Origin of the sequence: Marinobacter nauticus ATCC 49840, assembly GCF_000284615.1 — a bacterium.
GTDB lineage: Bacteria > Pseudomonadota > Gammaproteobacteria > Pseudomonadales > Oleiphilaceae > Marinobacter > Marinobacter nauticus.
The window spans coordinates 3,767,795-3,793,669 of record NC_017067.1; the positions used below are offsets into that span (position 1 = coordinate 3,767,795).

A 25,875-nucleotide genomic window follows, 5' to 3' on the forward strand; every position below is an offset into this window, starting at 1 on the left:
GCTTCCGCATCTACACCCTCTATTCTGCACATTGACCATTACCTGCCTGTGGCCATGCGATTACCTTTTGGCAAGGCATCCGTTCCGCAATCTAGGTTGAACACTCTAGCGCCAAGGATTAGCGTGGCCGACAATGACACCTGATCTTTTCTGCATGGAGATATGCTAATGGATACCAAGAAACTGATGAATCTGGCACTTGAAGGGGTGGATAGCCTGGGTTTCCGGCTGGACCAGCTGGGCATCACCAGCCGCGTCAATCGCCACAATATTGCGGCCTTTCTGATGGCCGAACAGAAGCATCTGGAAGGCGAGTGGGACAGTATTCAGGCCAAGGTGGATCGCCGTCGCTCGCAGTTTGATCATATCAGCCAGCAGGTCGAGTCACGGGCCGACGCGGTACTTGGCCCTGTCCTGAGCCGTATCAACCGCTTTCGCGCCAGCCAGTAATCTCAGGCCGTGCCGGGTTCTGCGGAGGAGCGACCCTCCTCCGTTGAACCACCATTCTCAGACTGTGTGGCCTTGATCCGCTTTTTTACGGCGGTGTACGCTGGCATCCGGACCGTGACGGTCAAGCCCGGCATGTCTTCCCCAGGATGGGTATCACTCAGCAGAATCTGGCCCTGATGAATCTCCGCCACCGCCGACACCAGGCTGAGCCCCAGACCATTGCCGGGTAACGAGCGGCTCTTGCCAACCCGGTAGAAGCGCTGGAAAACCTGGTCTTTCTCATCATCCGGAATACCGATACCGGAATCCTGAACCTCAAACACCGCTCCGCCGCCGTCCCGGCGAACGACCACCTTGATGGCACCATGCTCCGGCGTGTATTTGATGGCGTTGTCGATCAGGTTACTGATCATCTGGAACAGGAGATCCCGGTCTCCCTCAATCCGGACATTTTGCTCAAGTTCCTGAGAGAAACTCTGATCCTTGTCCTCAGACAGGGCCTCGTAGAGTTCACAGGCATCGCTGACCAGTTCATCCAGCGCCACCACTTTCATGTCGGCCGAGTTGCCCCGGGTCTCCAGCCGGGCGATGCGCAGCAAGGCATTGAAGGTGGCCAGCAGCTGGTCAGCCTCCGCCACAGCCTGCCCGACATGCTCGCGCGCCTCGTCATTGTCGACCGTAATCAGCGTGTTTTCGAGCTGGTTACGCAGTCGCGTCAGTGGAGTGCGAAGATCATGGGCGATGCTGTCGGAAACATGGCGTATGCCTTCCATCAGATACACGATCCGGTCCAGCATCTGGTTCAGGTTTTCGGCCAGTTGATCAAAATCGTCGTCGGTCCCACGGGTCGGAATCCGGAGGGACAGGTGCCCATTCATGATCCGGCGAGAGGTGTTGTTGATCACTTCAATGCGGCGAGTGGTGCTTCGGCTCATCAGGAAGCCACCCAGGAGCGCCAGGGCAAGGGTGATGCCCATACCCCAGTTGATGGCAGTTTCAATCACCCGCTTGAGGTTGGTGAGGTCATCCACATCGCGCCCCACCAGCAAGCGCAAACCACCCTGGACCTCAAAGATCCGGGCCCGGGCCAGGCGCTCGGGGCCCTGCCAGCCAACGGAGGGATTCAGGGTAAAATTGATCCAGCCGCTGTCAGACGAGCGGCTGCCCTCTGGCCAGGTTTCAATATTCCCGGCCAGTTTCAGAAAGTCGTCTGTGGTCAACAGGTAAATGGACTTGGCATTCGGATCCCTGGCCACCCGTTCCCGGATGATGGTGATCAGACCATTTACACCACGACTGCGATACTGCTCCGCCAGGCCGGCGATTTCCGCTTCAATGGTCTCGTCGGTCTGGGCAGTCATGAACCCGGCTGTACGCCAGTAGATAAATGCCAACAGCAGAAACACCGAGGTGGCAAACACCACCATATACAGCAGGGCAAGCTGGAAAGACGATGTTCTGAGCTGACTAAGCAGTTTCACGTAACATGTATCCCGCCCCCCGCACTGTCTGCAGCAGGGGTGTATCGAATTCCTTGTCGATCTTGGCGCGCAGACGGCTGATATGCACGTCGATCACGTTGGTCTGGGGGTCAAAGTGATAATCCCACACTTTCTCCAGCAGCATGGTACGGGTAACCACCTGCCCGGCATTACGCATCAGGTATTCCAGCAGCCTGAACTCCCGGGGCTGGACATCAATATTCTGGCCGGCTCGTTTTACGGTGCGGGCCAGCAGGTCCATCTCCAGATCCGCCACTTTCAGTACGGTCTCGGTCTCGGCCGCCTGACGGTTACGCCGAATCAGTGACTCGATGCGCGCCAACAGCTCGGTGAAAGAAAACGGCTTGGTCAGGTAGTCATCGCCACCGCCACGCAGCCCTTCGACACGGTCATCGACATCGCCCAGAGCACTGAGAATCAGCACCGGCGTCTGGTTGCCCGTGGCCCGTACCGTCTTGATAATGGAAAGGCCATCCATACCCGGCAACATCCGGTCGACAATCATGATGTCGTATTCTTCACTGGCCGCCATCATCATGCCTTCCTTGCCGTCGGCCGCATGATCCACCACGAAGTCGGATTCCCTCAGTCCCTTTAGCAGATAATTTGCTACATCCCGATCGTCTTCGATTACCAGCGCTTTCACCGGTGCTCCTCCTGATAGCGGAAAACATTAACAACAAGGGTACGAAGAACTCCGGGAACCGGCCAGTTACGATCTTGTAAGAGGGTGTCGCCTATGGCGACGGTCAGTTTGCCTCCGAAAACCAGCCCAGAGACGGCTCTGTCGCCCCGGTGGGCCTGTACTCTGCGCTCACCCAGCCGCCATAACCCAGTCTGTCTATCGCCGAGAAAACATTCGAAAAGTTAATCTCCCCGGTTCCCGGCTGATGCCGGCCCGGGTTGTCGGCGAACTGGATGTGGCCAATCCAGGGCAGCAGGCATTCGATGCCACGAATCAGATCCCCTTCCATGATCTGCATGTGATAGAGATCGTACTGCAGGCGCACGTTGTCTGCCTCCAGCGCCTCAATCAGCGCCATCACCTTGCCACTGGTATCGAGCATGAAGCCCGGCATATCCACCCGCGAATTGATGGCTTCCAGGCACAGGGTCAGGCCGGCTTCGGCGAAGCGGTCGGCTGCGTACTGCACATTCGCCACCAGGGTCTGCCAGGCTTCTTCCTCGGCAACGGATTCGGGCTTCAAACCTGCCAGGCAATTGAGCTGCTTGCAGTCCAGCATCCGGGCGTAGTGAATGCCCTGCTCGACACCGGCGCGAAACTCCTCAATGCGATCCGGCAGACAGGCAATGCCTCGCTCCCCTGCTGCCCAGTCGCCGGGCGGCAGGTTGAACAGTACCTGTTCCAGCCCGTTGCTCTGAAGCCGCTCCGCCAGTTGTTCTGCCGGCCACTCATAGGGAAACAGATACTCCACACCATGAAACCCGGCACTTCGGGCCCGGGCGAAACGTTCCAGAAACGGCACTTCGGTAAACAGCATGCTCAGGTTGGCAGCAAAACGGGGCATGGCAGATTTCTCCGGTTAATTCAGTGCTTGGGGCCTCGGCCCAGTGAACCCATCAAGGAACCGTTCAGATGCTCCAGCTCCAGCAACAGGCCGCTGTGATCGACATCACTGTGGCCATTGGCGACCAGGGCGAGGTATTCATTATGCACCTGCTGGGCCAGCGGCAGGGTCAGATTTTCCGCGCGGGCCTCATCCAGAATCATACGCATATCCTTGAGTTGGATGCGGGCCGGAGCGCCCGGCGCGAAGTCCCGGTCAATCATCCGCTGGCCATGCAGTTCCAGAATCCGGCTGCCGGCAAACCCGCCCATCAGCGCTTCCCGCACGGCGGCCGGATCCGCGCCACCTTTGGCTGCCAGCAACAGCGCCTCCGACACAGCCCCGATGGTGATCCCCACAATCGCCTGATTGGCCAGCTTTGCCAGCTGACCGGCCCCCACCGGCCCGATGCGGGTGCATTTGCCCAGCGCATTGAACACCGGCAAAGCCCGCTCGATATCGGCTTCCGAGCCGCCCGCCATGATACTCAAACGAGCCTCGGCCGCACCCACCGTGCCGCCAGATACCGGTGCATCGACATAACCGGCCCCCTGCTCTGCGGCCAGCTCGGCATGTTCCCGCGCCAGCGAAGGCTGCACCGAACTCATATCGATCACCAGCGCACCCGGCTTCACCGCAGCCATAGCACCCTGCTTCACCAGCACATCACCCACCACCTGACCATTCTCCAGCATGGTGATCACGATATCGGCCTCCGCCACCGCCTCGGCGGGCGTCCCGGCGATCGTCGCTTCGCTGGCAAAGGGCTCGCACTTGCAGGCGGTGCGATTCCAGAGCGTCATGGAAAAACCGGCGTCCAGCAGGTTACGGGTCATCGGCGCGCCCATCAGGCCGATGCCGAGAAAAGCAATCTTGAGATTATTAGATGTCATGGTTTGGCCTTCACGTACAACGTTTGCAGAAGCAAGTGGGTAGGGCTTTCCAAAACCCTGCGGAGCCATGGATGGCGGAGCGGAGCGTACAGGAATGTATTTACAGCGTGTTTTGGAAAGCCCTACCCACTTGCTTCCTCACCAATGTTAGAAATTAAGTCGTGCGAGGATTATACAAACAAAAACGCCACCAACCGCGAACGGTGGTGGCGTTTTCAGCTTCCGGGCTGGCAATAAAACCTCAGGCGACCTCAGCCATCTGCACCCGGATCTTCTTCATGGCGTTTTTCTCAAGCTGGCGGATCCGCTCAGCGGACACCCCGTACTTGTCGGCCAGCTCATGCAACGTCGACTTGCTCTCCGACAACCAGCGTTCACGCAGAATATCCTGACTTCGCTCGTCCAGCTGCTCCAGCGCCTGCATCAGCCGGCCGTTGGAGTCCTCAGACCAGTCAGCGTTTTCCAGCTGAACCGCCGGATCGCTACGGCGATCTTCCAAGTAGTAAGCCGGCGCCTGGTAGGCGTTGTCTTCGTCATCATCCATCGGGCCGTCAAAAGCGGTGTCCTGGGAAGCCAGGCGACCTTCCATTTCCCGCACCACGTGGGGCTCGACACCCAGATCATTGGCGACCGCTTTCAGCTCATCGTGATTCAGCCATGCCAGCTTCTTCTTCTGGCTGCGCAGATTGAAGAACAGCTTGCGCTGGGCCTTGGTGGTGGCCACTTTCACAATGCGCCAGTTACGCAGAATGAATTCGTGAATCTCCGCCTTGATCCAGTGCACGGCAAACGACACCAGACGCACGCCATACTCAGGATTAAACCGCTTGACGGCCTTCATCAGGCCAACGTTGCCTTCCTGGATCAGGTCGGCCTGGGCCAGGCCGTAGCCGGAATAGCTGCGAGCAATGTGAATCACAAAGCGCAGGTGCGACAGCACCAACTGACGCGCGGCCTCAACATCGCCATGGTAGTGCAGCCGTTCTGCCAGTTCCCGCTCTTCATCAACGGAGAGAACAGGAATGCGACTCGCCGCCTGGATATACGACTCGAGATTCGCACCCGGAACCAGTCTGTCAACCAGCTGTAAACTCGTACCCATGCATTAACCTCCGAACCTGACAGCCTTTAAATATAGCAACTCAATATGAGACCGCCAAGAACTCAATTAGTTCCCGAACTTCCCAGTAAAACGTTAAAAATCATACATCTGGAAAGATCGCCTTTGCTTTTCTACAAATCAAACTACGTCAGAAAAGACTCTTTTTTCAATACGGTTTTCCCGCGATCCGGATCAGCCTCCAGCAATATCGCCCGGCTCTATGTCATCCAGATGACGCCTCACCGCAACCCAGGCGCCCAGCCAGCCTAACAGCATCGCTACGATTATCAATGCCAACGCGCCATCGAACCCCGGCCCCTGCAAGGTAAACTCACTGCGATACAGCCCGGCAAGACGCTCGATCGGGCCGCTTAACCACCAGAGCGACACCTGAATCAGTAACCACGCCACCAGGCCACCCCCGAGCCCGAACCAGGCGCCGGTGTAAAGAAACGGGCGACGAACGAAAGCATCGGTTCCGCCCACCAGTTTTGCCACGAGGATTTCATCCCGCCGGTTCTCGATGGCCAGACGTACCGTGTTACCAATCACCAGGATAACCGCAGCCCCCAGCAACAAAGCCAGCGCCCAGACGGCGCGGGCAAGGATGTCGGTCATTGCGTTCAGGCGTTGCAGCCAGCCCAGGTCGACCTGGACCTGATCGATACCGTTCATATTCTCGACAAACGTCACCAGTGCCTGAACGCCCTCTGCCGAGCGAGCGCTGTCTTCGGGTGTAATCAGCAGCGTATGCGGCAAAGGATTCTCTTCCAGGAAATCCAGCGCCTCGTCCAGCCCGGAACTGGCTCGAAAGTCGGCCAGGGCCTGATCACGCTCGACCAGCTGAACCGATACCACTCGCCCATCGCTTTCAATGTCCGCGGCCATACCCCGGGCTTCCTCCGCCGGCAGTTCCATCGCCAGATAGGCGGTAATCCTGGCCGTGCTCTCCCAGCCTGCACTCACACCCTGCAGGCTGGTCAACAGCAACAGCAGGGCAACCGGCAAGGCCAGAGCTACCCCCATCACTGTCCAGGTCATGGCGCTGGCTACCGGGGTTTTCCACATTCTCTGGATAGAATCCCGGGCTACTTTCCGGTGGTGGCCCAGATAACTCCGGGCCTGATCACTCAACAGTGATCGCGAACGGTTAGCGCCCCGGCGATTATCCGGCTTCTGGCGAGAGTCAGTGGCCACTCACACCTCCGCCAGCAACCAGCTGGCCCTGATTCAGAGTCAGCGTACGTCGATTCATTTCATTAATCAGAGCAATATCGTGGGTTGCCACAAGCACCGTTACCCCAACCTGACTGAACTGGGTAAACAACCGCATGATGTCTGCAGACAATTCGGGATCCAGGTTACCGGTCGGCTCGTCCGCCAGCAGTACGGGTGGTTTGTTTACCACCGCACGGGCAATACCGACCCGCTGCTGCTCACCCCCCGATAACTGCATGGGGTTCATCTTTTCCTTTTTCAGCAAACCAACCTTGTCCAGTGCCGCCCGCACGCGCCGGCCGGTATCTTCCGGCGAGGCCCCCATCACCTCCAATGGCATGGCCACGTTGTCGAACACCGTGCGGTCAAACAACAGCTGGTGATTCTGGAACACCACACCGATATGACGCCGGATGTAAGGAATCTGTCGGCGGGGCAGGCTATTCAGTTTCTGGCCACCCACGATCACCTCACCCGCTGTCGGGCGCTCCATCACCATGATCAGTTTCAGAAGGGTACTCTTGCCCGCGCCGGAATGCCCGGTCAGAAACGCCAGCTCACCACGGTCCAGGTGAAAGTTCACAGCCCTGAGTGCGGTGTGATCACTGTCGTAGCGTTTGGTTACCTGGCGGAACTCGATCATCGGGGCAGCTACTCCGTCTTTACGGCGTCAGTCTTCGAACAACGCATCCACAAAAGTTTCGGCATCGAAGCTGCGCAGGTCTTCGGCCTGTTCTCCCACCCCGATATAGCGGATTGGCAACTGCAGCTGACGGGCGATCGCAAACACAATACCGCCTTTGGCCGTGCCGTCCAGTTTCGTGAGCGTAATGCCGGAGACACCCACTGCCTGCTGGAATACCTGGGCCTGGCTCAGGGCATTCTGACCGGTGCCGGCATCCAGCACCAACATCACCTCATGAGGCGCAGATTCATCCAGCTTCTTCATCACCCGAACGACCTTGGACAACTCGTTCATCAGGTTGTCCTTGTTCTGCAGGCGACCGGCGGTGTCTGCAATCACCACATCCACACCCCGGGATTGAGCAGACTGGATGGCGTCGAAAATTACCGATGCACTGTCTGCGCCGGTATGCTGGGCCACCACCGGAACGTTGTTGCGCTCGCCCCAGACCTGCAATTGCTCAACCGCCGCCGCCCGGAAGGTGTCACCAGCGGCCAGCATGACCGACTTACCCTCGCTCTGGAATTTCTTGGTGAGCTTGCCGATGGTAGTGGTTTTGCCGACACCGTTCACGCCAACCATCAGGATAACGTATGGCTGTTTACCAGCATCGATCTCCAGCGGCCGGGTCACGTCCTTGAGAAGGCCATGCAACTCATCCCGTAGCGCCTTGCGCAGGGCTTCGCCATCTTTCAGCTGATTGCGTTCGAGTTTCTCGGTCAGGGCGTCGATGATCTCAGAGGTGGCGGTCACACCCACATCGGCCATCAGCAACGTGGTTTCGATTTCTTCCAGCAGATCTTCGTCAATCTTCTTGCCCACCGAGAACAGGTCGGCCAGACCACCGGTCAGGCTGGCCCGGGTTTTCCCCAGACCCTGCTTGATGCGTTCGAAGACACTGACTCGGGTTTCCGGTTCGCGCTCAACCTCAGGCTCCGCCGCCGGAACGGGTTCCGGCGCGGGAGCCGGCTCAACAGCCGGTTGAGCCGCTTCCGGCTCAGCGGCTTCTGCCGCGGGTTCAGGCGGCACTTCAGTTTCGGCCTCCGGTTCCGCTGGCACAGGAGCCGGCCCCCTGACCACCTCCGGCTTACGCTGAGGTACCGGCTTGGGCCGGGGCGCACGCTTGCGGTTGCCGGCGATATCCAGCACAAAAAACAGAACAAGAAGGGCCAACAGGCCGACTGAAATCCACTCTGCCGTCATAATCTATCCATCTGTCTGAAAAAAGGGCGGGCACAGGCCGCAGGTTCGCGAAGAGGACACAAGAACCTCAGCTCGCCAAAATAAGTGAAGCATTCTAACAGACTGGCCGGCACAAGTGATGGGGCAGGATTAACCGGTCTCGTGGATTCCGGTACCATAGCCGCAAACATCAGCCATCCATGATTTCCCCGGAGCCTCGCCCCTATGGCACGACGTCCCCCAGCCCGCAAAAAACCCGTCGTCTCACCAGGCAAAGGCTCCGGAACCGGCGAACTGAGAATCATCGGCGGCGACTGGCGCAGCCGGAAACTGCGCTTTCCGGACGCCGGCGGCGTGCGGCCCAGCCCGGCCCGCACCCGGGAAACCCTGTTCAACTGGCTGAACTTCCACCTGGCAGGCAGCCGGTGCCTGGATCTGTTCGCCGGTTCCGGGGCTCTGGGACTGGAAGCACTGTCCCGTGGAGCAGCACAGGCAACGCTGGTGGACCACACCCCCGCCCTGGCCAAAGCGCTCCGGGACAACCTCCGGCTGCTGGGAACCAACAAAGGGGATGTCGCCTGCCAGGATGTGGAACAGTTTCTGGCAAAGGGTGACGGCCGGGGCTACGACATCGTGTTTATGGACCCGCCATTCCGGCAAGGCTGGCTTGAACGGTTGATACCGCTGCTGGACACCCAGCAATGGGTGAAGCCGGGTGGCTGGATCTATGTCGAACACGAGAGTGAAAGAGCCTTGCCGGCGGTACCGGCCAGCTGGCATCTGCACCGACAGAAATCAGCAGGCCAGGTCAGCTACTGTCTTTTCCGGGTTGAACGGGGTGAGGAACCGGAAGCCCAGTAACGGGGGGCTTCCGGCGTATCCTACAGGCAGGCCTGTCTCAGGAAGCGGGGCGCAAGGAATACGCTCGCAGGTGCGCGGCAAACTCTTCCAGGTAACGAACACCACTGGCTTCGGCGTCACGACACCACTCCATCAACGCCTGCAGCTTGTCCTGGGGCTTGAGCCCGCGCTGGCGCCAGAGTGCTTGGAGTTCATGACTCTTCTCGTAGATCAGCCTGAGCACTTCGTTGCGCTCCAGCACCGTGTCGAGATGTTCTTTTTCCCGAGGCTTGATCAGGCTGATTTCGCGAGACAGCAATTGCTTGAGCTTGCGATAACGGGGACGAATTTCGTCGTCCATCAACGCTTTCTGCTGTCGCAGCACCGGCTCCATTACTCGCTTGCGATACTGGCGCATGATCACAAAGCGGTTATTGGCGATAGCCTGAACGGTTTCCACGTCCACCGCCTGCTTGCCCGGAACATAATGAGCAATAGGCCGATAGCCTTTCGGCGTCGCCAGACCAAACAGCTGGAACAGACGAATGTAACCCCAACCGATGTCCACTTCGTACCAGCGACGAGACAGCTTGGCCGAATTAGGATAGGTGTGGTGATTATTGTGCAGCTCCTCACCACCAATCAGGATACCCAGCGGCGAGATGTTGCGGGCGTTATCGGCGCATTCGAAATTCCGATAGCCCAGGTAATGGCCGATACCATTGACCACGCCGGCAGCCCATACCGGAATCCACATCATCTGGACCGCCCAGATCCAGATACCGTGCACCCCGAACAGCGCCAGGTTGATCACTGCCATCAAGGCAATACCCAGGGTCTTGTACCGGCTGTAGAGGTTGCGCTCGACCCAGTCTTCCGGGGTGCGCTGGCCATAGCGCTCAAGGGTTTCAGGGGTGGCAGAAGCTGCGTATAACTCAGCGCCCTCAAACAGCACCTTGCGAATACCCAGCACCACCGGGCTGTGAGGATCTTCCTCGGTTTCGCACTTGGCATGGTGTTTACGGTGGATGGCCGTCCACTCTTTGGTGTTCTGGGCCGTGGTCAGCCAGAGCCAGAAGCGGAAAAAGTGCTTGAGGACGGGATGCAGATCCAGCGCGTTATGGGCCGAATGACGATGCAGATAAAGGGTAACGCTGACGATGGTGATGTGTGTCATCACCAGAGTGACCGCGATCAGCTGCCACACAGAAAGGTCCAGAAGACCGTTAAACCACATAGATAATCCTCGAAACTCGATTAACTTCGAAAGGCGATACTGCTGAGGGATGTCGCTGGCACTCGAAGGGGGTGATCGTTAGGCCCACTCTAGCGTACAGGTGTAAGCCTGGACAACCAGGTTTGGCGGCTTTTTTGTTACCGATTACACTGTTTCGTCTCAAAATCTGTCTGTTGGTGGAGGCTCTGTGCCGGAATTACCTGAAGTTGAAACCACCCGTCAGGGCATCGCGCCTCACTGCGAAGGCCAGACCATCCAGCGGGTAATTGTCCGCAACCCCAGCCTGCGCTGGCCGGTGCCGGCGGATCTGGCCGAGCACCTGGAGGGCAAGACCATCCGTGCCGTGGAGCGCAGGGCGAAATACCTGTTCCTGCACCTGGAGACTGGTTCCGTGATTGTCCATCTGGGCATGTCGGGCAGTCTCAGAGTGATCACCGACGACAGCCCCGCCATGACTCACGATCACGTCGAGCTTGTCCTCGGCAATCATCGCCGCCTGCGCTTCAATGACCCGCGACGCTTCGGCTGTTGGCTGTGGACTACCGACTGGAACCGGCATCCACTGATCAGCGCGCTCGGGCCGGAACCCTTATCCGAAGATTTCAACGGCGCCTGGCTTTTTCGCCTGTCCCGGCAGAAACAGACGCCGGTCAAATCCTTCATTATGGACAATCATGTGGTGGTGGGCGTGGGCAATATCTACGCCAACGAAGCCCTGTTCAAGGCCGGCATTCACCCGAAACGGAAAGCCGGCCGCATCAGCCTGGACCGCTATCACAAGCTGGCCGAGGCCATCCGGGAAACCCTCAGCGCCGCCATACTGATGGGCGGCACCACTCTGCGGGACTTCGTCAACAGCGACGGCAAACCGGGGTATTTCGCCCAGTCACTACTGGTTTATGGCAAGGCGGGAGCGCCCTGCACCGAATGCAACACCCCGCTGAAAGAGATCCGCATGAACAACCGATCGACGGTTTACTGCCCCCGATGCCAGCGCTGAGATTCCGCAACGGCTCACACTTTTCAACGAAAAACCGTTTGAAATTGAGGCAATATGATTCATAGTTAATGGAGTGCTAGTACCCGGTCGCCGCACGCAGCGCGAACATGCTGGCTCGCAATACAGAGACAGGCGAGCCCTGACCAACCGGGCTGATACGTTCAGGAGAGAATGACATGACCCGCAAGATTTCCCGCACCCTGGTAGCCACCGTCGCAGCCTGCCTGCTGGCATTCTCATCGCTCGGCCATGCCCGTGCCGTGGACGAAAGCCCGTCTGCGCTGGCCATGACCGCCGATGCGGTGTTGCTGCGCCCGGCGCTGCTGGCCACAACCATTATTGGTAGTGCTGTGTATCTGGTATCCCTGCCATTCTCGGCGCTTGGCGGCAATGCCGGTGAAGCCGGTGAAGTGCTGGTGGTTGGCCCGGCTAAGGCCACCTTCGTGCGCTGCCTGGGCTGCACCCGCACCGGTCGCAAGTCAGAAACGGTGGAGCAGTCCGACAACTGATTTGGCTTACCGATCCGTAAAATCCCGGCTTGCCACTGGCCGGGATCTGAGGCAGCCTGAAGAAAATTCTTCAGGCTGTTTTGTTTATGGTGGACTGGTCAACCCTCGATACCGTGTTCCTCGATATGGACGGGACACTGCTGGATCTGCATTTCGACAACCACTTCTGGCTGGAGCACCTGCCAAGGCGCTATGCCGAACACTTTGACCTGCACCCAACCGAGGCCCGGGACTACCTGATTCCGATGATTATGGCCGAGCGGGGCTCACTGAACTGGTACTGCACCGATTACTGGAGCGAACGCCTTGCCCTGGACATAACCGGCCTTAAGGCGGAAGTTGGCGACCGCATTGGCTACCGCCCCCATGTAACCGACTTCCTGGCCGCACTGCGCCAGGCCGGACTGCGCTCGGTCATCGTCACCAACTGCCATCCGGATCCTCTGGCCCTGAAACTTCAACGGACCGGGCTGGATCAGCATGTTGATGGCATCGTCTCCAGCCACGAACTGGGCAAGCCCAAAGAGGACCCGGTGTTCTGGCAGGACCTTGCCAGCCGCTCCCCCTATCGCCACCAATCTACCCTGATGGTCGACGACAGTTTCCCGGTGCTTGAGAGTGCCCGGGCCGCCGGTATTGGCCAGTGCCTGGCGATTCTGGCCCCCGATAGCCAGCAGCCAGCCAAAGACCACCACCCGGACATTCCCGGCATTCATCACTTCGATGAAGTGCTGCCTGCCTTACGCTCACATACAGCAGTGCCATCCACCCCATGAGGGGGTTATAATGGGTTATTGCGGCATGTGCCCGACAGGTGAGGAGATATGACGGCGGCGAACGCAGACGATCAGAAAGTCCGGCTCGATAAATGGCTGTGGGCAGCGCGATTCTATAAAACCCGCTCGCTCGCCAAAGAGGCGATTGAAGGCGGCAAGGTGCACTACAACAGCCAGCGCACCAAGCCCGGTAAGATCGTTGAGACCGGCGCCAAAGTGACCCTGCGCCTGGGCTGGCAGGAAAAGATCGTGATCGTCGACGACATCAGCGACCGACGCCGGGGCGCCCCTGAAGCCCAGAAGCTCTATCACGAAACCGACGACAGCGTGAAACGGCGGGAAGACCTGGCCTGGCAACGCAAGACCATGCAGGCTGCACAGCTGCCCCCGGCTCGAAGGCCGAGCAAGAAAGATCGCCGGGATATCCAGCGCTTCCGGGAACAGAATGGTCTCTAATCATTTAATCCCACGTATCTGACAACCCGTATACAACCCCGTTTCAGTAACTCCCAGTAAATCCATACATCAGCTCCAGGAGACACCATGGCATCCCGCGACCAGTTCCAACGCTTTCTCTTTGAACACAGCCAGGTGCGGGGTGCCTGGGTACAGCTGGGCGAGAGTTTCAAGGAAATCACCGGCCAGGCCCCCTACCCTGATTCAGTCCGCGAGCTACTGGGAGAATCCCTGGTAGCCAGCGTGCTGATGAGCAGCACCCTGAAGTTCAAAGGCACTCTCTCGCTGCAGGCAGCGGGTGAAGGTGCCCTGAGCACGCTGATGGCCGAATGCAGCCATGACCGCCACATCCGCGGCCTGGCCCGCTTTGATGCCAATGCGGTCAGCGGCGAAACCCTGCACGAGTTGCTCGGACAAAGCCGCATGGCCATCACCATCACCCCGGAGCAGGGCCAGCGCTACCAAGGCGTGGTGCCACGGGAATCAGAAACCCTGGCCGGCTGCCTGGAAGAGTACTTCGAGCGCTCCGAGCAGATCGCCACCAGCCTGTTCCTGTTTGCCAACGAGGATACCGCTGCAGGCCTGTTACTCCAGCGCCTGCCCGGCCATACCGATGACGACGATGACCTGTGGAACCGGGTGAACCACCTTGCCGCGACGATCGAAGCCGAGGAGCTACTTACTCTGGACAGTGAAACTCTTCTGCACCGGCTGTTCCACGAAGAAACCGTGCGTCTGTTCGAGCCGGATCCGGTTGCCTTCCGATGCAGCTGCTCCCGGGAGCGCACCCTGGCCGCTCTGGAGGCCATCGGCAAGGACGAGTGCTACAGCATCCTCGACGAACAGGGCAGCATCAACATGGACTGCCAGTTCTGTCACGCAAACTATCGCTTTAATAGAAATGACATTGATCACCTTTTCACCGGCCATACGTTACACTAAGCAGTCACTGAACTTGCCCGGAAGCCGCCTCTGGCGCGGCTTTCAGGGCAGTCGTTTTTTGCAGGCGTCTCTGGCATAATAGCGCGCCTGAATTGACCCGATTGTTCAGTTTTCCGTCAATTTTCGGGGGGACGGCCTGGGCAATCACGAAGACATCCCGAGGGCGAGGTCGAAGTGAGCAACACTTATAATGATCTGAGTACAGCACGACTGGTCGAGCTGGCATTAGCAAGGAACGAAGGCCAGCTGGCATCCAACGGTTCTCTGGTGGTCACCACCGGTGAGCGTACCGGCCGGTCTCCTATGGACCGCTTTATCGTCGAGGAGCCCAGCACCGCCGACGACATTCACTGGGGTCCGATCAACCGCCCGTTCGATGCTGAAAAGTTCGATGCCCTGTGGGATCGCGTTGAAGCCTACATCGCTGAAAAAGACCGCTTCGTCTCTCACGTTCACGTTGGTTCCGACCCGGAACACTACCTGCCGGTAAAAATGACCACGGAAACCGCGTGGCAGAACCTGTTCGGCCGCAACCTGTTCATTCGCCCGGATAGCTTCAATCCGGCCGACAAGCAAGAATGGCAGATTCTCAACGCCGCTAATTTCGAGTGTGTACCGGAGCGTGATGGCACCAACTCCAACGGCTGCGTCATCATCAACTTCGCCAAGCGCAAGGTGTTGCTGGCCGGCATGCACTACGCAGGCGAAATGAAAAAAGCCATGTTCTCGGTTCAGAACTTCCTTCTGCCCGAGAAAGACGTGTTGCCCATGCACTGCTCAGCCAACGTCAGTGAAACCGGCGAGACATGCCTGTTCTTCGGCCTGTCCGGCACCGGCAAAACCACCCTGTCTGCAGACCCGCACCGGTTCCTGATCGGTGACGATGAGCACGGCTGGGGCCCGGGCACCGTATTCAATATTGAAGGCGGTTGCTACGCCAAGTGCATCGACCTGAGCCAGAAGAACGAACCGATCATCTGGGACGCCATCCGTTTCGGCGCCATCGTTGAGAACGTGATGATTGATCCGGAGACCCGCGAGCCGGACTACAACGACGTTTCACTGACCGAAAACTCCCGCTGCGCCTATCCGCTCGAGCACGTCGAAAAGCGCGTGATCGAGAACCGTGCCGGTGAGCCCTCGCACATCATCTTCCTGACCTGCGACATGACCGGCGTTCTGCCTCCGGTATCCATCCTGAGTCGTGAAGCTGCCGCTTACCACTTCCTGAGTGGCTACACCGCGCTGGTGGGCTCCACCGAAATGGGCTCATCCTCCAAGCTGAAGTCCACCTTCTCCACCTGCTTTGGTGCGCCGTTCTTCCCGCGCCCGGCCGGCGTCTATGCCGAGCTGCTGATGAAGCGTATCGACGAATTCGGCAGCAAGGTATTTCTGGTCAACACCGGCTGGACCGGCGGCCCCTACGGTGAAGGCAAGCGCTTCAGCATTCCGACCACCCGCGCCATCATTGCCGCCATCCAGAACGGTGATCTGGACGACGTCGAAACTGAGCACCTGGATGCCCTGAACCTGGACGTGCCCAAGCATGTTCCGGGCGTAGACACCGAGCTGCTGAACCCGCGCACCACCTGGGTCAGCCCGGACTACTACGATGGCAAGGCCCAGGAGCTGATTGCCCAGTTCGTGGAGAACTTCAAGAAGTTCGACGTGGCCGACGCCATTGTTGAGGCGGGCCCGAAAGCCGGCTAAAGCCGCTTTCCCACTGCCATAAAAAAAGCGCCTTGCGAAAGCTCGGCGCTTTTTTTGTGCCTTTGGTTTGAGAACACAAACCAGACAGGCCGCCGGCAGAGCGATCAGTTGGCGTAGAACAGCAACGGCACAAAGGCCACCAGTACCAGGGAAATACCCATGGCAATCAGTGGCATGATGATGCGTTCATGGCGCTGGTAGAAGGTTCCACCTTCCTGCTGGGCCGCCAGCACCTCAGCCTCGCCCACCACCTGGCGGGTGAGCAGATGGTTCAGGGCCACAGGCGGGCTCAGGTAGCCGAGCTCGAAGGCCACCAGCGTCACCATCCAGAAATGCACCGGGTGAATACCGCTGGAGTAGGCTATGGTTGCCACGGTTGCGGTTACCAGAATCACCGCCCCGAAGGCGTCCATGATCATCCCCAGGATCACCAGGATCACTACCATCAGCAGCATGGCAGACCAGGGACTGTCGAACGCCTGAGGGAAAGTTTCCATGATGTGGGAGCGCTCGATCACACCACCAATGCTCACCGACAGCCCCAGCAGCAACAAAAGGGCGCCAATCTCAGCGGTGGTATCGTTGGTCGCGCCACGAACGCTGCGCTCCAGCCCCTGGTGATTGATCTCACCGGACGCCCGGCCCCGGCCATTTTTCAGGCTGATATGCTCATATACCAGAATGGCCAGCATGATCACCGGCAGCAACCGGGGCGCCGAAAATTCGTCCATCTTCACATCCAGGGCAAGCCGGTAGAACAGCACTACGGCAGCGATCACGATCACATAGGGAATCAATGGCCGCAAAGCCTGAATGGACGCCGGAAAGGCATCGGCCGCCGGGGCAAGGTCAAACTGGCTCTGCCGGTTCACCGTGAGAGCCACCATCGCAAACATGGTGGCGGTCAGTACGAATACCCAGATGCCCCAGCCAAACAACTCATCGGTCGTCACTTCGCGGTTCAGGTAGGCAATCACCACCACCAGCAGACACGGCCGCAATACCACACCCAGGGAGCCCGACATGGCCGTGGCCGCCAGGGCCAGATGTCTGCGCGCGCCCGCCGCTCGGAGCTCACTGTAGATAACAGCACCGGCAGCAATCACAAAAATACCGGAAGCACCGGTATAGGCGGTAGGCACCGCCGCCACCAGAACAGCCACCACCGCCAGCATCTCCGGCGGCATACGCCAGGGCCGGAAAATATTGAAAACCAGTGTCGCCAGGCGCGTCTGCTTCAGCATCATGCCCACCCACACGTACAGCCCGACATTCAGGAACATGTCGGCCAGCTCCATCATCTTGCCCAGATAGATCCCGATACCGGAGGAATGACCGATCAGCGCGAAGTAAGTACCTGAAATCAGACACATCACGGTATAGAGCGGAACCGACAGAAACGCCTGGTTCAGATTGCCCCCCGGCGCCAGATTGTCGGGCACGCGGAACAGGCGATAGAGGCTCGCCAGTGTCAGGCAGGCAAAGCCGACAATCCAGAAATTGTGCAGCAGCAGCTCCTCACCAGATACTGTGGTGCTGCTGGCCAGGCTGGATTGCCGGAAGATCACCGACGAGCCCAGCAACATGGCGTTGGCAATGGTTTGCAGGGTATAGGAGACGGTGTAGTCCAACCGGGTCTCCATGGCTCGCATGGCAATGTGATGGCGGGTGAGTGTGGCGGTCACCGCACACAGCATCACCAGAATCACCAGAACATAGCGTTGGGCTGTGAGCCCGAACGCGATCAGGTCGGCTACAAAAAGCTCTACCGCCCGATAGGCTTTCACACCGGGAGTCAGTTTGTCCTGCAGGTCTTCGTAACTGGCGTGAGCGGCCCGGCAATCCGCCACCGAGCGCTCTATGGCAAGACGGACTTCCCGGGGGTCTTTTTCATGGGTGCCAAGCAGTGCTGCCATCGGGTCGTCTGCCGGCGCTTGCTCAGCCAGCTCCCGAGCGACCTCTGCCTCAATATCCCGGTTGAGGTCGCACTCCGGTTGTACCGGGTCCATGCGCAGCTTGTAATAACCGCTCCAGAGCTGCTCACCAGCGCGCAACATCTGATTATGAATATCACTGCTGGTGGAGAACAGAACCACAGCCAGCAACAACAGACAGGCCGGCAGCGATGAAAACCACTCCAGACCACTACGACGAAAACCACCCTGGGGCATAACGGCTTACTCGGCTTAATGATGGTTACAACAGGTCATCCAGATCCATGGTCTCGACCGGTTCACGCTGGTCGTCCCAGAAGGCACCGAACTGCCCGATGGGGGTTCGGTGGCCGGTGTTTTCCACCCACAACCGATCCGAAATCGCCACCAGCATGTTGGTCGCCATGGCATCCACAAACCGCCACTCTTCGCTGGCCGGATTGGCCTCAAGGGATTCAGCATGGTCCCGGATAACCGACTTCACCAGGGCTTCATCATTCTTGTTCATAGCCGCAATGGCCTGGAACACATGGCCCAGTCGGACGCCAGCTTCCTCGCCCTGCTCCGCGGCAATGGCCAGGCGCTCGAAGGCATCTTCACCCTGGGGCTGGGTTCCCGGGATCATGGCCCAGACCGTGGCACGCAGGCCCATGGGGGCGCCCCACCATTTCTTGTTATCCAGACACTGGGTAGCACGGCCCACCACGGAGCCGGTATTGAACGGAACGCCCACCGAGGAAGTGGCCTGGATCTGGGCGTTAAGCGCCTGCAGCCCGGACAGCAAACCGGCCATGTACATGAACTCGTCCATGTCATCGTCGAAATCCGGGCACTCGGTTTCATCCGGGTTGCCATAGTGGCTATTGTGATGCTGCCAGCTTTTCAGATAGCGGCGAGCGGCCAGGGTATGAGCACGCTTCTGGCGAATAAAGGCGTCTTCCGCGGCGGTCGCGTCCATGGCGTACATGGCGGCCAACCCTGCCAGCTCATGCTCCCTGGCCTGCTCTTCCGCACAGCTGCCCGAAGACAGGTAGAGCATGACTGCCAGTTGATCCGGCTCACTGGTTACCCGACCAAACGACATCAACAGCGGCGCGGTAGCCTCGCTCATGGAACAGCCCATGGCCAGATCGTCCGACTCCATGAGGTAGGGGACGGTATGGTTGCGGGAGAAGCCCTTCATGACATCCCCCGTGGTCTTGTAGATCATGTTATTGACCGCCCCGCAGCCGCTCAGCAGGAGACCGGCAGTCAATGCCGCCATCATGCCGCGAAGCCCAGATGATGTTGTCGGGGATCTCCGGAAACCCTTCATACCTTTCAACCTTTTGTTCTTGTGTTTTGTCCAGAAGATGGGGGCGGACTGCACCGTTTGTTACAGTCTGTAACCGGCGTTCATTATGACGAACTCCGCCCCGGGTTTATGAGACCGATCCCGCAAATGACGCCTCCGGGAACATATCGTTACCGAAGAAGGTTTGCAGATTCAGCCCAAAGCCACTATAGATTGCTTCAGCCTCCGGCCTGGCCGAGGCAATAACCAACAACAATCAGAACGAATAATCAGGAGTATCCGATGCGCAAACCTGAACTTGCTGCTGCCATTGCCGACAAAACCGGGCTTACCCGGGAAAAGGCCGGAGAGGTAATCAACGCCTTTACCGACCAGGTATCGGCGGCTGCCGCGCGGGGAGAAGACGTGACACTGATCGGTTTCGGTACCTTCAACATCCGCAGCCGGGAAGCCCGCAGCGGACGCAATCCGCAAACCGGCGCAAGCATCCAGATCCCTGCCAGCAAGACCGTGGGTTTCAAGGCCGGCAAGGCCCTGAAAGACGCCATCCGCTGATCACCTGCGGCCCGCTGTATGCGGGCCGCTCAGTGCCTCAGGAGGCGCACTCCGAACGGGAGCCATCCACCCGACAGCGAATCGCCTTCATCAACTTGATGGCGCGCTCGTCGTAGACCCCGTCCTCCAACAGTGAGAGACGAACCTGGCGCAGCATCTTGTCGTACTCGGCCACGTCTTCCCGGGGCGGGTGCATCCAGACGTCGGCAGGAATCCCGGACTCCGCTTCTGCAATGATCTCGTAGGCCTGATCAATCCGCTTGATGGACTCATCCCGAACCATCTGGCCGGCGTCTTCCGGGAAACGATCCCGATGAATAATGACCTGGAAGTTCATGTACGCCAGGGCATACTTGAACACCCCACCCTTGGAATTAACGCCCTTATAGAGTTCCAGAGGCTGATAGGCCACGGCTGGTGCATAGGCCAGGTCGACACTGCCATTATTGAACTTGCCGGCAAAGTTGGCGGAGTTGGAGCCAACCACCGATGCTCCGACATGACGGACCATGCGCACGGAGGCCGAGTCGTAATCCAGCGTTGCGATGCGTTTGCCCTGGAGTTTCTCGACCGAATCAATGGCCCGGTCGCGGGTATACAGGTAAATGGCCCCGGCAGGAAAGACACCGGCAACCTCATAGGGACCGTCAACCAGGAACGGCCGGGCCTTGGGCTGGCTCAGGGTGTTGTACAACAGGCGCATTTCTTCTTCACCCGGCACGGCCCCCATGGCTTCGAGACTGCCGGTAAACTTGTTGAATTCCCGGGCACGGGTGCCGGTCAGCAACACGGCATCGCACTGACCGGCCTTGAAGTCTTCGGCCGCTACTTTTTCATCGGTGTAGGCACGCAGTTCCAGCTTGATGCCTCGCTTGAGGGCCACCGGCTGGAACTCCTTGGTAATGGCAAACAGCGGGCCATTGGCACCAACCGGGTCAAACACACAGAAACTGCGCTCAAGGATTTCATCCTGGGCCTGAACCAGGGAGGGTGCCACCACGCTGGCACACAGGACGGCCGCCATGGCGAGCCGGCGGGAAAAGCGGATTGATTTCACGGGATGACTCCTGAGTTTTTATTGTCGGGCCGGTCACATCCGGGTGACTGGCTCTCGTATTCTATGACCTGACCGTAGAGGGTCAGGTCATAGAATACGTTGGCTCAGGTGCCTGCCATCAAGGGTTTTTCAGCAAAACCGGCGAGTTCTGTGATGATGTCGACAGAGGCGGAGCCACCTCTGCCTCATTTTTCAAAGTGGGGTACCGGGAGCCTGCCAGGCGGTGCGACCTGCCACCAGGGTGAGTTTCACCTCCCCTGGCAGGGCTCGTTCCAGAACCGGAGCGTGCCGCCCAGCCGACAGCAGCGTTGCTGCGGAAGGCTGCCAGTGGCCATCCGGGTCAAACAGGCAAAGATCAGCGGCAGAGCCGGCCGTCAGAGCCACTTCCCGGCCCAGCACAGCCGCCGGCCCGGCGGTCAGTGCCCGCAGCAAATCCGGCAGCTCCAACTCATGATTCTGTACCAGCTCCAGACCCAGGGACAGCACGCTCTCGATGCTTGACAGCCCGGGCTCGGTCGCGGGCAGCGGGGCCTGCTTGGCCGCGGAATCATGGGGCTGATGCTGACTCACAATTGCATCGATAACGCCGTCCCGCACACCGGCCACCAGCGCCTGACGGTCGGCTTCCCCGCGCAGGGGAGGCCGGACATGAAAACGACTGTCGAAGCCGGCCAGGGCCGACTCGGTGAAGACCAACTGGTGCATGGCAACATCGGCGGTAACCTTCACGCCGCGATCCCGGGCCTGGGCCAGCATCTCGACGCTGCGGGCGCAGGACAGCTGGCTCAGGTGCAGGCGCACCCCGGTCTCTTCTGCCAGCAGTAGCATTTCCATAACCGCGGCCGTTTCGGCCACCTCGGGAATACCCAGTAGCCCCAGACGCGTGGTGACCTGGCCATCATGGGCGTAGCCATCGGCCGCCAGTGCCGTATTTTCCGGACTGAACATCACGGTCAGTCCGAAGGTCTGGGCATAGGCCATACACCGGCGCAGAATGCGGGCATTGCGCACGCCCCGGGAACCATTGCCGACCGCCACGCAACCGGCTGCTTTCAGGCCGGCCATATCACTGAGCATATCGCCATCAAGGCCACGGGTGATGGCACCGATCGGCAGCACCCGAACCACACCTCGGGAGGCCACGCTGTCGAGAATCAGATTGGTCACGGCACCGGAATCATTGACCGGCGAGGTTTCCGGCGAGGCACAGACCGTGGTGAAACCACCATGGGCGGCGGCTCGTGTTTCCGAGGCAATATTGCCCTTCTGGCCATTGCCCGGCTCCCGGAGATTACAGCACAGGTCGATAAAACCGGGCGCGATCACCTGCCCGGCGGCGTCCAGTGTTGCGGCGCTCTCGGCTGCCTGGGCCTGCTCTCCAACCGCCTCTATGCGACCATTGCGCACCAACAAGCCCGGGTTACTGATCAACCCCTTGCCCGGCTCAAACAACTGCCCGCCGGTCAGTTTCAGGCCGCCCTCATTCCAGTTCGCTGACGCTGTCATGCCCGGCCCTCCTGCTGTTCCTGCTGTCTTTGCTGACGCTCCGCCATCTGACCACCCATGGCCATGGACATCACCGCCATCCGGATAGCAATACCATTGGTGACCTGGTTAAGAATGACCGACTGGGGCCCATCGGCCACTGCCGACTCAATCTCGACCCCGCGGTTGATCGGGCCCGGATGCATAACGATGCAATCGGGCTTTGCCAGCCCCAGCTTTTCCTGATTCAGCCCGTACAGACGGTAAAACTCACGTTCACTGGGTAGCAGGGCACCTTCCATGCGCTCCTTCTGAAGCCTCAGCATGATCACCACATCCAGGTCTTTCATGCCCCGGGCCATATCGTATTCCACGGTACAGCCAAGATCCTCGACATCTCTGGGCAGCAGCGTGCCGGGAGCAATCACCCGCACCTCTTCCGCGCCCAGCACATTCAAAGCACGAATCTGCGAGCGCGCCACCCGGGAGTGCAGCACATCCCCGACAATGGCAACTTTCAGGCCTTCGAATCGGCCCTTGTGCTGACGGATGGTCAGCATGTCCAGCATCGCCTGGGTGGGATGGGCGTGGCGGCCGTCACCGGCATTGATGATGGCAACGCCCGGGGTCACACTCTCGGCTATGAAATGCGGCGCGCCGCTCTGGGAATGACGCACTACGAACATATCCGAAGCCATGGCCTCCAGATTAAGCAGGGTATCGGACAGGGATTCACCCTTGGAGGTAGCTGAGGTAGAAATATCCAGGTTCAGGACGTCGGCAGAAAGGCGCTTGGCCGCGAGTTCGAACGTACTCCTGGTCCGGGTACTGGATTCAAAGAACAGGTTGACTACGGTGCGGCCTCTGAGAAGGGGCACTTTCTTGATACTTCTCTCTCCCACCTCAATAAAGGAGTCGGCGGTGTCGAGAATATCCGTGAGCAGTGGCTGGCCCAGGCCATCCAGCGTCAGGAAATGCCGCAACTGACCATCCCGGGTCAGCTGCAAGTGGTTCGGGGAAGGGTCGTTCGCGGTCATGGCTCGCCTGTTATCAGTTGGGAAGGTTTACTGCCCGGATTCCTGTACTTCAATGCGCAGTGGCTCGGGGCCACGCAGTTTCACTCGTTGATGGGCTTCCAGCGTCAGGGCCCGTCCCACCACATCCGGCTGGATTGGTAGTTCCCTGGCGCCCATATCGATCAGCGTGGCCAGTATGATACTGGCCGGACGGCCGTAGTCGAATATTTCGTTCATGGCAGCCCGGATCGTCCGGCCACTCATGATCACGTCGTCGATCAGGATGATGTCCCGGCCTTCGGTATCAAACGGCAGACTGGACGGCATCACCCGGGGGTTCAGACCAATGCGGCTGAAGTCATCCCGGTAGAACGAGATGTCCAGCTCTCCGAAAGGCTGGGCAATACCCAGGCGCTTCCCCAACACATCCGCCAGCCAGACACCGCCGGTCCGGATTCCGATCAGCACCGGGTCATCTACGCCACGCGCCTGGAGAATCTGACGCAGGCCGGATTCCAAAGTGTCGAGCAGCTGGTCTATATCAAGCAATGCGGTCATTACAGCCTCGTTTATCAGATCAGCCGGCCTGCTCCCGGCACCAGGTTTCCAGTATCAGCACGGCGGCACGGTCATCGACGCCGTGGCGGCCGAAATCGCGACTGCCACCACCGGCCATCACCTCGCCCTTGGCTTCGTAGCTGGTGAGTCGTTCATCCACCATTTCGACCGTGACATGGTAGCGGCCGTGCAAACGCTTGCCGAACTTGCGGGCCCGCGCGCACATGTCATTTTCGGTGTCATCCATATTCAGAGGCAGGCCAACCAGGACAATATCCGGCTGCCATTCCGCCAGCAGCGCCTCGATCTGCTGCCAGTCGGGAATCCCGTCCCTGGCCGGAAGCATGGCCAGGGGCTGGCCGGTTCCGAGCATTTCCTGTCCTGACGCCACCCCGATACGCCGGGTGCCGAAATCAAAGGCCAGTAGTCGACGGTTACCGGGATCAGGCATGACCCACCGAATCACTGAGCTGGTTCAGATCAATGCCCATCAGGCGGAGTACCGCCTGGTAACGTTGGTCTGCCGGCGTGCGGAACAGAATGTCGGTGCTGGCAGGGCAGGTCAACCAGGCATTGCTGCCCAGCTCTTCCTCCAGCTGACCTTCGCCCCAGCCAGAGTAACCCAGTGCCACCAGAAACGACTCCGGCCCCTCATCCCGGCCAATGCTTTCCAGAATATCCCGGGAGGTGGTCAACAACACTTCGTCGGTGACTCGCGCGGTATTCTGCCACTGCCGGCCCGGCGAGTGCAGAACAAAGCCGCGCTCGGGCTGAACCGGCCCGCCGGTGTATACCGGCAAGTCCAGCTCCCCGCCGTGCATGTCGAGCTGCTCGAGGATCTCACCCAGGTGGATATCCAGCGGCTGATTGATCATCAGCCCCAGCGCGCCCTCTTCCGAGTGTTCGCAAAGGTAGATCACCCCACCGTGAAAGCGGGGATCAGCCAACCAGGGCGAAGCCACCAGGAAGTGGTGCCTGAGACTGCCTGTGGTGTCGTGTTCGGCCGTCATCCTGATGTAAGCCCCCGTCTCTGAAATGACCAGGTGCGTATGATTTCCAGTTCGTCCACGTCCTGACGCATTTCCTCCGGGAAAGGCGCAAACGGAGCGGCCATACGCACAATTCGGATTGCGGCATCATCCAGCACCGTACTGCCGGAGGACTGGAGGATTGCCACTTCCTTGATTGTGCCATCTTTCTTCAGCGAAACCAGCATGCGCAGGGTGCCGTAGATGCCTGCCTGCCTGGCTTCGGTGGGATAGTTGATGTTACCCACCCGGGTCACCTTGCTCACCCAGTTCTGCACATACCAGGCGTTGCTGGACTTCAGGGTCGAGGCTGCCGTTACCCGCATTACCCGGGGTTTGCGGGCATAGGCCCGCTGCTGTGCGTCAAACCTCGCCTCCAGGCTGGCAATCTCCAGGCTGCGCTCCATCAGGCTCTTTTTCTCGCTCTGAGGCAAGGGCTCTTCCTGGGGCTCGCTTCGCTCCTCGGGCCTTGACGCCTGGCGCTCGGTGTGAGTCTCGGTCTGGACGACCGCCCGCTCCTGTTGCGGCTGAGGCCGGGTGGTGGTCTGTGGCTCGGGTTGCACCTGAGCCAGCTCCGGCTGACTGATCTCGGAGGGATTGGGCGAGGTCATTTCCATGGCCTGCTCTTCCGAGCCACTGCCCTGTTGACTGGTCTGGGCCAGAAAATCGGCTTTCTCCGGCGCCTGCTCATCGTCGAACTGGGACAGGGTAATTTCCATGGTCTGAGCCGAAGACCGGGGCGATTCCGGGGCAAAGGTAATCCCCAACACCAACATGGCATGAACGGCCAATGCCATAAACAGGGTGAAGGAAAACCGATCGAAATCGCTAACCTGGGTTGCCATGACGGTTCCTGAGTCTCCTTGTGCGCTCAAAAG

At 59.4% G+C, this 25,875-nt stretch carries 27 protein-coding genes; 9 read left to right on the forward strand and 18 right to left on the reverse strand.

What is annotated here, in order from left to right; genetic code table 11:
• Window positions 1-168: 168 nt before the first annotated feature.
• Window positions 169-450, forward strand: coding sequence for a hypothetical protein (locus MARHY_RS17340; protein ID WP_011787142.1), 282 nt, complete (start codon window positions 169-171; stop codon window positions 448-450).
• Window positions 451-452: 2 nt separating this feature from the next.
• Here the strand turns inward: MARHY_RS17340 and MARHY_RS17345 are convergent, their stop codons facing one another.
• The 8 genes from MARHY_RS17345 to ftsY all read right to left on the reverse strand — a co-directional run bounded on the left by MARHY_RS17345 (window position 453) and on the right by ftsY (window position 8,621).
• Window positions 453-1,931 (reverse strand): HAMP domain-containing sensor histidine kinase, encoded by a 1,479-nt coding sequence (locus MARHY_RS17345; protein ID WP_014422975.1) that lies wholly within the window; start codon window positions 1,929-1,931, stop codon window positions 453-455.
• Window positions 1,918-2,598, reverse strand: a complete 681-nt coding sequence (locus tag MARHY_RS17350) for a winged helix-turn-helix domain-containing protein (protein WP_011787144.1) — start codon at window positions 2,596-2,598, stop codon at window positions 1,918-1,920. Before MARHY_RS17350 ends, MARHY_RS17345 begins: the two co-directional genes overlap by 14 nt.
• A 103-nt stretch (window positions 2,599-2,701) precedes the next feature.
• A complete protein-coding gene (gene hyi / locus MARHY_RS17355; RefSeq protein WP_014422976.1) occupies window positions 2,702-3,481 on the reverse strand; it encodes a hydroxypyruvate isomerase in 780 nt (259 codons plus the stop codon).
• Window positions 3,482-3,501: 20 nt separating this feature from the next.
• Complete coding sequence (locus MARHY_RS17360; RefSeq protein ID WP_041655172.1) at window positions 3,502-4,413, reverse strand: NAD(P)-dependent oxidoreductase; 912 nt, start codon at window positions 4,411-4,413, stop codon at window positions 3,502-3,504.
• 241 nt (window positions 4,414-4,654) lie between these two features.
• Window positions 4,655-5,515 (reverse strand): RNA polymerase sigma factor RpoH, encoded by an 861-nt coding sequence (gene rpoH, locus MARHY_RS17365; RefSeq protein WP_014422978.1) that lies wholly within the window; start codon window positions 5,513-5,515, stop codon window positions 4,655-4,657.
• 192 nt (window positions 5,516-5,707) lie between these two features.
• Window positions 5,708-6,712: a permease-like cell division protein FtsX gene (ftsX, locus tag MARHY_RS17370; RefSeq protein WP_023008692.1), complete on the reverse strand. Its 1,005-nt coding sequence runs from the start codon at window positions 6,710-6,712 to the stop codon at window positions 5,708-5,710.
• The gene (gene ftsE, locus MARHY_RS17375) at window positions 6,702-7,376 is read right to left on the reverse strand and encodes a cell division ATP-binding protein FtsE (RefSeq protein ID WP_014422980.1); all 675 of its coding nucleotides are present in this window, start codon (window positions 7,374-7,376) and stop codon (window positions 6,702-6,704) included. The genes ftsX and ftsE overlap by 11 nt, the downstream gene beginning before the upstream one ends.
• Before the next feature lie 27 nt (window positions 7,377-7,403).
• Window positions 7,404-8,621 carry a signal recognition particle-docking protein FtsY gene (gene ftsY, locus MARHY_RS17380; protein ID WP_014422981.1) on the reverse strand — a complete coding sequence of 406 codons (1,218 nt, stop codon included), beginning with the start codon at window positions 8,619-8,621 and terminating at the stop codon, window positions 7,404-7,406.
• 204 nt (window positions 8,622-8,825) lie between these two features.
• Here ftsY and rsmD point away from each other — a divergent pair, with 204 nt between their 5' ends.
• Window positions 8,826-9,461, forward strand: a complete 636-nt coding sequence (rsmD, locus tag MARHY_RS17385) for a 16S rRNA (guanine(966)-N(2))-methyltransferase RsmD (RefSeq protein ID WP_014422982.1) — start codon at window positions 8,826-8,828, stop codon at window positions 9,459-9,461.
• A 37-nt stretch (window positions 9,462-9,498) separates the two neighbouring features.
• On the opposite strand, the gene MARHY_RS17390 is transcribed toward rsmD, so the two are convergent.
• The gene (locus MARHY_RS17390; RefSeq protein WP_011787152.1) at window positions 9,499-10,677 is read right to left on the reverse strand and encodes a DesA family fatty acid desaturase; all 1,179 of its coding nucleotides are present in this window, start codon (window positions 10,675-10,677) and stop codon (window positions 9,499-9,501) included.
• Between the two features lie 187 nt (window positions 10,678-10,864).
• On the opposite strand from MARHY_RS17390, the gene mutM reads away from it, so the two are divergent.
• The 6 genes from mutM (at window position 10,865) to MARHY_RS17420 (ending at window position 16,070) form a co-directional block, all read left to right on the forward strand.
• Window positions 10,865-11,677: a bifunctional DNA-formamidopyrimidine glycosylase/DNA-(apurinic or apyrimidinic site) lyase gene (gene mutM / locus MARHY_RS17395; RefSeq protein WP_011787153.1), complete on the forward strand. Its 813-nt coding sequence runs from the start codon at window positions 10,865-10,867 to the stop codon at window positions 11,675-11,677.
• 176 nt (window positions 11,678-11,853) lie between these two features.
• Entirely contained in the window at window positions 11,854-12,186 is a 333-nt protein-coding gene (locus MARHY_RS17400; protein WP_011787154.1) for a hypothetical protein, read from the forward strand.
• 86 nt (window positions 12,187-12,272) lie between these two features.
• Window positions 12,273-12,962 (forward strand): GMP/IMP nucleotidase, encoded by a 690-nt coding sequence (gene yrfG / locus MARHY_RS17405; RefSeq protein WP_023008694.1) that lies wholly within the window; start codon window positions 12,273-12,275, stop codon window positions 12,960-12,962.
• 48 nt (window positions 12,963-13,010) lie between these two features.
• Entirely contained in the window at window positions 13,011-13,418 is a 408-nt protein-coding gene (gene hslR, locus MARHY_RS17410; RefSeq protein WP_011787156.1) for a ribosome-associated heat shock protein Hsp15, read from the forward strand.
• A gap of 87 nt (window positions 13,419-13,505) precedes the next feature.
• A complete protein-coding gene (gene hslO, locus MARHY_RS17415; RefSeq protein ID WP_014422984.1) occupies window positions 13,506-14,360 on the forward strand; it encodes an Hsp33 family molecular chaperone HslO in 855 nt (284 codons plus the stop codon).
• A 174-nt stretch (window positions 14,361-14,534) separates the two neighbouring features.
• Entirely contained in the window at window positions 14,535-16,070 is a 1,536-nt protein-coding gene (locus MARHY_RS17420; RefSeq protein ID WP_011787158.1) for a phosphoenolpyruvate carboxykinase, read from the forward strand.
• A gap of 104 nt (window positions 16,071-16,174) precedes the next feature.
• Here the strand turns inward: MARHY_RS17420 and MARHY_RS17425 are convergent, their stop codons facing one another.
• Entirely contained in the window at window positions 16,175-18,241 is a 2,067-nt protein-coding gene (locus MARHY_RS17425; protein WP_014422985.1) for a TRAP transporter large permease subunit, read from the reverse strand.
• Between the two features lie 25 nt (window positions 18,242-18,266).
• Window positions 18,267-19,319: a hypothetical protein gene (locus MARHY_RS17430; protein ID WP_041655176.1), complete on the reverse strand. Its 1,053-nt coding sequence runs from the start codon at window positions 19,317-19,319 to the stop codon at window positions 18,267-18,269.
• Between the two features lie 261 nt (window positions 19,320-19,580).
• Here MARHY_RS17430 and MARHY_RS17435 point away from each other — a divergent pair, with 261 nt between their 5' ends.
• Window positions 19,581-19,853, forward strand: coding sequence for an HU family DNA-binding protein (locus tag MARHY_RS17435; protein ID WP_014422988.1), 273 nt, complete (start codon window positions 19,581-19,583; stop codon window positions 19,851-19,853).
• A 37-nt stretch (window positions 19,854-19,890) separates the two neighbouring features.
• On the opposite strand, the gene MARHY_RS17440 is transcribed toward MARHY_RS17435, so the two are convergent.
• The 7 genes from MARHY_RS17440 to MARHY_RS17470 form a co-directional block, all read right to left on the reverse strand.
• Window positions 19,891-20,910: a putative solute-binding protein gene (locus tag MARHY_RS17440; RefSeq protein ID WP_014422989.1), complete on the reverse strand. Its 1,020-nt coding sequence runs from the start codon at window positions 20,908-20,910 to the stop codon at window positions 19,891-19,893.
• 192 nt (window positions 20,911-21,102) lie between these two features.
• Window positions 21,103-22,416 carry a dihydroorotase gene (locus tag MARHY_RS17445; protein WP_014422990.1) on the reverse strand — a complete coding sequence of 438 codons (1,314 nt, stop codon included), beginning with the start codon at window positions 22,414-22,416 and terminating at the stop codon, window positions 21,103-21,105.
• Window positions 22,413-23,432 (reverse strand): aspartate carbamoyltransferase catalytic subunit, encoded by a 1,020-nt coding sequence (locus tag MARHY_RS17450; RefSeq protein WP_022991331.1) that lies wholly within the window; start codon window positions 23,430-23,432, stop codon window positions 22,413-22,415. Before MARHY_RS17450 ends, MARHY_RS17445 begins: the two co-directional genes overlap by 4 nt.
• 27 nt (window positions 23,433-23,459) lie before the next feature.
• Window positions 23,460-23,969: a bifunctional pyr operon transcriptional regulator/uracil phosphoribosyltransferase PyrR gene (gene pyrR / locus MARHY_RS17455; protein WP_011787165.1), complete on the reverse strand. Its 510-nt coding sequence runs from the start codon at window positions 23,967-23,969 to the stop codon at window positions 23,460-23,462.
• A gap of 19 nt (window positions 23,970-23,988) precedes the next feature.
• The gene (ruvX, locus tag MARHY_RS17460; RefSeq protein ID WP_031210066.1) at window positions 23,989-24,420 is read right to left on the reverse strand and encodes a Holliday junction resolvase RuvX; all 432 of its coding nucleotides are present in this window, start codon (window positions 24,418-24,420) and stop codon (window positions 23,989-23,991) included.
• The gene (locus tag MARHY_RS17465; RefSeq protein WP_011787167.1) at window positions 24,413-24,979 is read right to left on the reverse strand and encodes a YqgE/AlgH family protein; all 567 of its coding nucleotides are present in this window, start codon (window positions 24,977-24,979) and stop codon (window positions 24,413-24,415) included. Before MARHY_RS17465 ends, ruvX begins: the two co-directional genes overlap by 8 nt.
• Window positions 24,976-25,842 carry an energy transducer TonB gene (locus MARHY_RS17470; protein WP_023008698.1) on the reverse strand — a complete coding sequence of 289 codons (867 nt, stop codon included), beginning with the start codon at window positions 25,840-25,842 and terminating at the stop codon, window positions 24,976-24,978. The genes MARHY_RS17465 and MARHY_RS17470 overlap by 4 nt, the downstream gene beginning before the upstream one ends.
• Between the last annotated feature and the right edge of the window lie 33 nt (window positions 25,843-25,875).

Bases quoted from the DNA above. Each gene is read 5' to 3' on its own strand.
- rpoH (WP_014422978.1), bottom strand. From the start codon at position 5,515: ATGGGTACGAGTTTACAGCTGGTTGACAGACTGGTTCCGGGTGCGAAT.
- MARHY_RS17360 (WP_041655172.1), bottom strand. From the start codon at position 4,413: ATGACATCTAATAATCTCAAGATTGCTTTTCTCGGCATCGGCCTGATG.
- MARHY_RS17435 (WP_014422988.1), top strand. From the start codon at position 19,581: ATGCGCAAACCTGAACTTGCTGCTGCCATTGCCGACAAAACCGGGCTT.
- hyi (WP_014422976.1), bottom strand. From the start codon at position 3,481: ATGCCCCGTTTTGCTGCCAACCTGAGCATGCTGTTTACCGAAGTGCCG.
- MARHY_RS17445 (WP_014422990.1), bottom strand. From the start codon at position 22,416: ATGACAGCGTCAGCGAACTGGAATGAGGGCGGCCTGAAACTGACCGGC.
- rsmD (WP_014422982.1), top strand. From the start codon at position 8,826: ATGGCACGACGTCCCCCAGCCCGCAAAAAACCCGTCGTCTCACCAGGC.
- ftsE (WP_014422980.1), bottom strand. From the start codon at position 7,376: ATGATCGAGTTCCGCCAGGTAACCAAACGCTACGACAGTGATCACACC.
- hslO (WP_014422984.1), top strand. From the start codon at position 13,506: ATGGCATCCCGCGACCAGTTCCAACGCTTTCTCTTTGAACACAGCCAG.
- MARHY_RS17400 (WP_011787154.1), top strand. From the start codon at position 11,854: ATGACCCGCAAGATTTCCCGCACCCTGGTAGCCACCGTCGCAGCCTGC.
- ftsY (WP_014422981.1), bottom strand. From the start codon at position 8,621: ATGACGGCAGAGTGGATTTCAGTCGGCCTGTTGGCCCTTCTTGTTCTG.
- MARHY_RS17470 (WP_023008698.1), bottom strand. From the start codon at position 25,842: ATGGCAACCCAGGTTAGCGATTTCGATCGGTTTTCCTTCACCCTGTTT.
- MARHY_RS17425 (WP_014422985.1), bottom strand. From the start codon at position 18,241: ATGCCCCAGGGTGGTTTTCGTCGTAGTGGTCTGGAGTGGTTTTCATCG.
- ruvX (WP_031210066.1), bottom strand. From the start codon at position 24,420: ATGCCTGATCCCGGTAACCGTCGACTACTGGCCTTTGATTTCGGCACC.
- hslR (WP_011787156.1), top strand. From the start codon at position 13,011: ATGACGGCGGCGAACGCAGACGATCAGAAAGTCCGGCTCGATAAATGG.
- MARHY_RS17450 (WP_022991331.1), bottom strand. From the start codon at position 23,432: ATGACCGCGAACGACCCTTCCCCGAACCACTTGCAGCTGACCCGGGAT.
- MARHY_RS17465 (WP_011787167.1), bottom strand. From the start codon at position 24,979: ATGACGGCCGAACACGACACCACAGGCAGTCTCAGGCACCACTTCCTG.
- MARHY_RS17430 (WP_041655176.1), bottom strand. From the start codon at position 19,319: ATGAAGGGTTTCCGGAGATCCCCGACAACATCATCTGGGCTTCGCGGC.
- MARHY_RS17390 (WP_011787152.1), bottom strand. From the start codon at position 10,677: ATGTGGTTTAACGGTCTTCTGGACCTTTCTGTGTGGCAGCTGATCGCG.
- yrfG (WP_023008694.1), top strand. From the start codon at position 12,273: ATGGTGGACTGGTCAACCCTCGATACCGTGTTCCTCGATATGGACGGG.
- pyrR (WP_011787165.1), bottom strand. From the start codon at position 23,969: ATGACCGCATTGCTTGATATAGACCAGCTGCTCGACACTTTGGAATCC.
- MARHY_RS17340 (WP_011787142.1), top strand. From the start codon at position 169: ATGGATACCAAGAAACTGATGAATCTGGCACTTGAAGGGGTGGATAGC.